Consider the following 6,056-nt stretch of genomic DNA (forward strand, 5'->3'; position numbering starts at 1 on the left):
AGGGCAGGCCGCCCGAGACGGCGAAGGCGTAGGTGGCGGCCGCGCCCAGGGCCACGCCGGCCAGCCCGCCCAGTCCGGAGAGCAGGAGGGACTCCGTCACGAACTGGAGGCGGATCTGGCCCCTGGTGGCGCCCAGGGAGCGGCGCAGTCCGATCTCGTGGCGCCTCTCCAATACCGAGATGATCATCGTGTTGGCGACCCCGACGCCGCCGACCAGGAGTGCCACCCCGCCCAGCCCGAGCAGGAGGTCGGTGAACGCCCCCTCGGTGGCGGCCTTGGCCCGGAGCGCCGAGGAGGGGTCGGTGACCTGCACGTTGTGCGGGTTCTGCGGATCGACGGTGCGTGGGATCAGCTCGCGGACCGCGCCGACCGTCCGGTCCGTCGACCGTTCGTAGATCTGGGTCGGATGGCCGTCGAAGCCCAGCAGCGCGCCGGCGCCGTCCCAGCCGACCAGGGCGGCCCGCTCGATCTCGGGAGCCAGCGGCAGCGGGTCGAGGATGCCGATGACGGTGAAGTACCGGCCGCCGATGTGGACCTGCTGACCGGGGGCGGTGATGCCCAGGCGCTGGGCCGCGACGTGTCCGAGCACCGTCGACGGGTAGCGCCCGTTGGCCTCGTTGAGCCAGGTGCCCGAGCCGACCGCGCCGCGCACGACGTCCAGCAGCCCTTCGGTGGCGGCCTTCACGGTGATGCCGCCGGTTTCGTCGCTGGGGATCTTCTCGCTGCGCCTGACGGACTGCGCCAGGTCACCGGTCGCGCCGACCTGCTCGACCCCGGGGACGCGGCTCAGCATGCCGATCGACTCCTCGGGCAGCTTCACCTTCTCGCCGAACAGCCCCTGGCCGGGGGAGGCCACCAGCAAGTTGGTACCCAACTGGTCGAGCTGTCGCAGGAGTTGGGCCTTGCTGGAGGAGGAGATGCCGACCACCGCGATCATGGTGGCGATGCCGATGGCGATGCCCAGCGCGGACAGCACCACTCGCAGCGGCCGGGTGCGCAGGCCGGCCGAGCCGACGTGGAGGACGTCACGGGGGCCGAGCCGGGCCGGGGAGAGCCGTGTGCGGCTCATCGCTCCGCACCCCGATCGGCCGGGTCGGCGGCGCCGGTGCGCAGATCCGCCACGACGCGGCCGTCGCGGATCCGGACCTGGCGCGGCAGGCTGTCGGCGATCTCGCCGTCGTGGGTGATCACCGCGATGGTGGCACCCTCGGCGTTGAGGTCGTGCAGCAGCTCCATCACCGCTTCGCTCGAGGCGGAGTCCAGCGCGCCGGTCGGCTCGTCGGCCAGCAGCAGGTCCGGCTCGCCGACCACCGCCCGGGCGATGGCCACCCGCTGCCGCTGGCCGCCCGACAGCTCGTGCGGACGGTGGTGCATGCGGTCCGCGAGCCCGACCCGCTCCAGGGCCACGGCCGCGCGCCTGCGGCGCTGGGAGCGCGGCAGGCCCGAGTAGAGCAGGCCCTCGGCGACGTTGTCCTGGGCGCTGACCCCGGCCACCAGATGGAAGGACTGGAAGACGAAGCCGATGTGCCGGGCCCGCAGGGCGGACAGCCGGCGGTCGGAGAGGGCGGCGACGTCGTGGCCCGCCAGGGTGACGGATCCGGCGCTGGGCCGGTCCAGGGTGCCGACGATGTGCAGCAGGGTGGACTTGCCCGACCCCGAAGGGCCGACGATGGCGAGCAGGTCGCCGCGTCCGATGCGCAGGTCCACCCCGTGCAGCGCCACGACCCCGCCCGGATACTCCTTGGTGACTTGGTTCAACTCGACCACGGCGCTCATGACTTGGGCACCCCGACCTTCATTCCCTCGGCCAGGCCGGTCCCGCTGACCTCGACCCGGCCCTGTCCGAACATGCCGAGCTCGACCGGGACGTCGCGCACCTTCCCGTCCTCCACGACCTGGACGCCGAAGCCCCCACCGGACAGCGCGAGCAGCGCGTTGACCGGTACCGTCAGCGCGTCCTTGCGGACCTCTCCTTCGAGCTCGACGGTGACCGGCGCCTGGTCGAAGCCCTCCGCCTGCCCCGGGTCGTCGAAGAGCACCCGGGCGGTGATCTTGGCGGGCTTGTCCTGGGAGCCCTGCTCCTTGCCGTCCTCACCGATGGTGCGGTCGACGGAGGCGACCTTGCCCTTGGCCCTGCCGCCGCCGGGCAGGTCGACCTCGACCCGGGTGCCGGGCTTGGCGAGGTCGGCCCGGGAGACCTCGATCTTGATCTGCACCTGCCGTTCGGAGCCGGTGGTGGTGAGGACCGGCTTGCCGGGGGCGGCCTGGTCGCCGACGGCCGCATCGTTCTTCTTGATCCGCACCGGACCGGGCGAGAAGGCGATCTGCTCGGGGCCGATCTCGCCGGTCCGGGCCAGACCGTGGGCCTTCTGCCAGCGTTTGACCGCTTCTGCGGTGCCGGGGGTGAACTCCTCGTCCGCGGCCAGCCCCTTGCCGTAGCCCAAGTCGCGGAGGTTTTCCTTCAGCTGTCCGACGTCCGGCCCCTTGTCGCCGGCCTTCATCGTCCGGTACACGGGGCGCTCGCCGTCCATGAGCCGGACCTTCCGGCCGTCGACCTCGTAGAGAACCCCGTCGCGTTTCACCACCGCGCCGGCCTCCGGGAGCCAGGTGAGGGTGCCCGGCACACCGGCGTTGAGCCGGTGCTCCTCGGCGTAGCCGAGGGTCCCGTCCACCTGGGTCCGGCTGCTCAGGTCCTGTCGTTCCACCGAGCCCGTGCTCGGCGGCGGCCCGCCGGTGCGGTCCGTGCCGGCGCTGCTGACACCGCCGGTCTGCGAGAGGGCCGTGACCCCGCCCACCAGCGAGACCGAGGTGACCAGCGCGGCGATCAGGTACGTTCGGCGGCTCCGCCCGCGCTCACTCCGCATTCTGACCACTGCACGCCTTGTTCGCCTTGTCGAACCTGTCCTTCTCGGCGCCCTCCGGGATCTTCATCGCCTGTCCCGACATCGCCGAGTCGCCGTCGAACTTCGGGTCCGGCATGTCCACACCGTTACCGCGCATGCACCGGGCGAATTCGACGGCCTTGTCCTTGTCGGCCTGGGACATCTTCGTGCCGCCCGAGCCGCCGACTCCCCCGCAGGCCTTGAGGGCCTCCGCCATCTTGTCCTGCCCGCCCTCGACGACCAGGCCCCGCGGGTCCTGGCCCGGCTCCGGCTCCTTCACCTGGGCGCCGTGTTCGCGCAGGCACTTACGGTGCTCGTAGGCCCGGTCCGCCGCCGCGCCCTTGCCCGACGAGTCCGAGCCGCCGCCCCCGCCCGTGCCCGTGGCGCCTCCGCCGCAAGCCGCGGTGAACAGCGCCATCCCCGCCACCAGCACGGCCGCCGCGCCGTACCTGTGGTTTCGCATGTGGTTCCGCATGGAATCCTCCGTGTCCGATTGCGAGTGACCGACCACCGTCTCCGATACCGGGTGACCGACCACGCAGAGGCTGGCACGCACCCGCATTTCGCCGCTGTCAGCCGAGACCTTTACGGCGACGAAAGGTGGTTCTCAGGTACACCTGATGTCATGCGTGTACTGATCGTGGAGGACGAGGAATTCCTGGCGGACATGATCGCCGAGGGATTGCGGCGCGACGCCCTGGCCGTCGACGTCGTGTACGACGGCGCCGACGCGCTGGAGCGGCTGCGCCTCACGGACTACGACGTGCTCGTGCTCGACCGCGACCTGCCCGGAGCGCACGGCGACGAGGTGTGCCAGAGCGTCGTCGAGCAGCGGTTGCTGACCCGGGTACTGATGCTCACCGCCGCCGGCACCGTCCGCGACCGCGTCGACGGCCTGGACCTGGGCGCGGACGACTACCTCACCAAGCCGTTCGCCTACGAGGAACTGCTGGCCCGGGTACTGGCGCTCGGCCGCCGCACCCACCCCGCCCTTCCGCCGGTCCTCGAACGTGCGGGCATCACCCTCGACACCGCTCGCCGCCAGGCCTTCCGGGAGGGCCGCTACCTCGCCCTGTCCCGCAAGGAGTTCGGCGTACTGGAGGCGCTGATGCAGGCCGAGGGCGCCGTGGTCAGCGGTGAGGACCTGATCGAGCGGGTGTGGGAGCGGAACATGGGATACCGCACCAACGCGGTCCGGGTCGCCCTCAGCAAACTCCGCGCCAAGCTCGGCGAGCCCTCGGTCATCGACACCGTGCCCGGCCACGGCTACCGCATCGGCGTCCCGGCATGAGGCGCTCCGCCCGGGTCGGCCCGAACCGCCCTCCGCTGCCCGGCCGACCACGCCCGCGGCTGCCGGGCGGGGAGCGGGGCCGGCTGACCATGCTCTACGGCGGGCTGCTCGTCCTCGCCGGGGCCATGCTCATCGTCCTGGTCAACTTCCTGGTCCGGGAGGGTCTGTACACCTCGATCAGCACGGCCGTCGCCGTCGAACCGCGACTGGCCACACTGGCGACCCCGGACCTTGCCGCGGCGAAAACCCTCACGGTGGGAACCGCCGCACCCGCGAACGCTCCACCCGGAACCACCCCCGCCGACGGCGGACAGTCCCACTTCCAGGCCGTCAAGGTCGTCACCCAGGCCGCCGAGCAGGCCGCCCAGAACCAGCTGCTGACCGTCTCCCTGATCGCTCTGGCCGCCTTCGCCGTCATCTCGATGGCACTGGCCTGGTGGATGTCGGGACGGGTGCTGCGCCCGGTGGCGGTGATCACCAACACGGCGCGGCGGCTCTCGGGTGAGAACCTGCACGAGCGGATCGCCCTCGACGCGCCCCCGGGCGAGCTCAAACAGCTCGCCGACACCTTCGACGCCATGCTCGACCGCATGGAGCAACTGGTGGGTGCGCAGCAGCGGTTCGCAGCCAACGCCGCACACGAACTGCGGACTCCGCTCGCGGTGCAGCGGGCCGCGGCCGAAATCGGGCTGGCCACCGAGGACCCGGCCGCCGTCGCCCGGATCCGCCGCAAACTGATCGAGGTCTCCGAGAGCAGCGAACGGCTCATCGAGGGCCTGCTGTTGCTGTCCGTCTCCGACCAGAGGCTGGACCACCGCGAACCGGTCGCACTGGACCAGCTGGCCCGCGCGGTGGCCGCCGAGTGCGCCGCCTCGGAGGAAGCCCGAGCGAACCGCGTCACCGTCCGAACCGACACCGCCCCCGTGTCCGTCGAGGGTGATCCGGTGCTGCTGGCACACCTGGTACGCAACCTGGTCGGCAACGCCCTGCGCTACAACCACGACGGCGGCCGGGTCGAGGTCGGCGTGCGCGACGGCGTCCTGGAGATCGGCAACACCGGCCCCCAGGTGCCGACGGAGACGGTCCCCTACCTCTTCGAGCCCTTCCGCCGCCTGCAGGAGCGTCGACACAGCCCGCGTGAGGGCGCGGGCCTGGGCCTGTCCATCGTCGCCTCCATCGCGCGTGCCCATCACGCCGTCGTCACCGCCGTCCCCGGCAGCACGGGCGGACTGCGGGTCCGGGTCGAGTTCCCCACGCCCTGATCCGGCTGCTGGGGGCACCTGGACGTTCTTCGAACGGTGCCCGCACCGGACGGCCCCTGAACAGGTCTCCGGGGCCTGCGAGCGGCCCCACCAGGTCCAGCAGCCGCGGTCCGGGCCGGCCTCGCGCATCGCGTCGAGCATGAGTTCGGTCGACTCGGCGAGCCAGGCGTCCAGGGCTTCGCGGTCGCGGGGCGCGGTCGGGGCGCCCTTCGGGTCCGTTTTCGCCGGGGGCTCGGCGCCCGGGCCCGCCGCGACGATGGCGGCCTGGCGGCGGCGGCCGTCGCCGAGGTGCTGCGCCAGTTCGCGCAGCGTCCAGTCCGGGCAGGTCGGGACCTGGACGTCAAGGTCGGGGGCGGACGCGATCGCGGCGCGGAACGCGACCGAGCGGTCCTGAAAGACCTTCAGCGAACCTCCAGGACAAGCGGGCCGGGACGCCCCGGCTACGCCTTGGTACAGGTCGGGTCGGCCTCCGGCAGGCGTCCGCCGGCCAGGTAGGCGTTGACCGCGTCGTCCACGCACGCGTTGCCGTACGTCCCGTAGAGCCCGTGCTGGTCGGCGCCCCGCAGGGTCAGCAGCCGGGAGCCGGGCAGCAGCCCGTGCAGCGCGACGCCGTCCCGGTAG

Annotated in this window: 7 protein-coding genes and 1 pseudogene; 2 read left to right on the forward strand and 6 right to left on the reverse strand. The window is 72.4% G+C overall.

What is annotated here, in order from left to right:
- From ACIQOV_RS23110 to ACIQOV_RS23125, 4 genes are all read right to left on the reverse strand, one after another.
- Positions 1-1,069, reverse strand: a 1,069-nt coding sequence (locus ACIQOV_RS23110; RefSeq protein ID WP_401051256.1) for an ABC transporter permease, incomplete at its 3' end; no start/stop codon positions are given.
- Positions 1,066-1,776: an ABC transporter ATP-binding protein gene (locus ACIQOV_RS23115; RefSeq protein WP_401051258.1), complete on the reverse strand. Its 711-nt coding sequence runs from the start codon at positions 1,774-1,776 to the stop codon at positions 1,066-1,068. The genes ACIQOV_RS23115 and ACIQOV_RS23110, both read right to left, overlap by 4 nt.
- On the reverse strand, positions 1,773-2,864 hold the full coding sequence (locus ACIQOV_RS23120) for an efflux RND transporter periplasmic adaptor subunit (protein ID WP_401051260.1): 1,092 nt from the start codon (positions 2,862-2,864) through the stop codon (positions 1,773-1,775). Before ACIQOV_RS23120 ends, ACIQOV_RS23115 begins: the two co-directional genes overlap by 4 nt.
- A complete protein-coding gene (locus ACIQOV_RS23125; RefSeq protein ID WP_401051262.1) occupies positions 2,854-3,444 on the reverse strand; it encodes a hypothetical protein in 591 nt (196 codons plus the stop codon). The genes ACIQOV_RS23120 and ACIQOV_RS23125 overlap by 11 nt, the downstream gene beginning before the upstream one ends.
- 63 nt (positions 3,445-3,507) lie before the next feature.
- Here ACIQOV_RS23125 and ACIQOV_RS23130 point away from each other — a divergent pair, with 63 nt between their 5' ends.
- The gene (locus tag ACIQOV_RS23130) at positions 3,508-4,173 is read left to right on the forward strand and encodes a response regulator transcription factor (protein WP_401051264.1); all 666 of its coding nucleotides are present in this window, start codon (positions 3,508-3,510) and stop codon (positions 4,171-4,173) included.
- Positions 4,170-5,435 carry a sensor histidine kinase gene (locus ACIQOV_RS23135; protein ID WP_401051266.1) on the forward strand — a complete coding sequence of 422 codons (1,266 nt, stop codon included), beginning with the start codon at positions 4,170-4,172 and terminating at the stop codon, positions 5,433-5,435. The genes ACIQOV_RS23130 and ACIQOV_RS23135 overlap by 4 nt, the downstream gene beginning before the upstream one ends.
- A 48-nt stretch (positions 5,436-5,483) precedes the next feature.
- On the opposite strand, the pseudogene ACIQOV_RS23140 reads toward ACIQOV_RS23135, so the two are convergent.
- Both ACIQOV_RS23140 and ACIQOV_RS23145 read right to left on the reverse strand, forming a co-directional pair.
- Positions 5,484-5,840, reverse strand: a pseudogene (locus ACIQOV_RS23140) (maleylpyruvate isomerase N-terminal domain-containing protein); the annotation flags it as partial.
- Between the two features lie 35 nt (positions 5,841-5,875).
- Positions 5,876-6,056: alpha/beta hydrolase (locus tag ACIQOV_RS23145; RefSeq protein WP_401051267.1), on the reverse strand; the 181-nt coding region annotated here is incomplete at its 5' end.

The organism is Kitasatospora sp. NPDC091257 (assembly GCF_044757675.1).
GTDB lineage: Bacteria > Actinomycetota > Actinomycetes > Streptomycetales > Streptomycetaceae > Kitasatospora > Kitasatospora lactacystinica.

Bases quoted from the DNA above. Each gene is read 5' to 3' on its own strand.
- ACIQOV_RS23125 (WP_401051262.1), bottom strand. From the start codon at position 3,444: ATGCGGGTGCGTGCCAGCCTCTGCGTGGTCGGTCACCCGGTATCGGAG.
- ACIQOV_RS23130 (WP_401051264.1), top strand. From the start codon at position 3,508: ATGCGTGTACTGATCGTGGAGGACGAGGAATTCCTGGCGGACATGATC.
- ACIQOV_RS23115 (WP_401051258.1), bottom strand. From the start codon at position 1,776: ATGAGCGCCGTGGTCGAGTTGAACCAAGTCACCAAGGAGTATCCGGGC.
- ACIQOV_RS23135 (WP_401051266.1), top strand. From the start codon at position 4,170: ATGAGGCGCTCCGCCCGGGTCGGCCCGAACCGCCCTCCGCTGCCCGGC.
- ACIQOV_RS23120 (WP_401051260.1), bottom strand. From the start codon at position 2,864: ATGCGGAGTGAGCGCGGGCGGAGCCGCCGAACGTACCTGATCGCCGCG.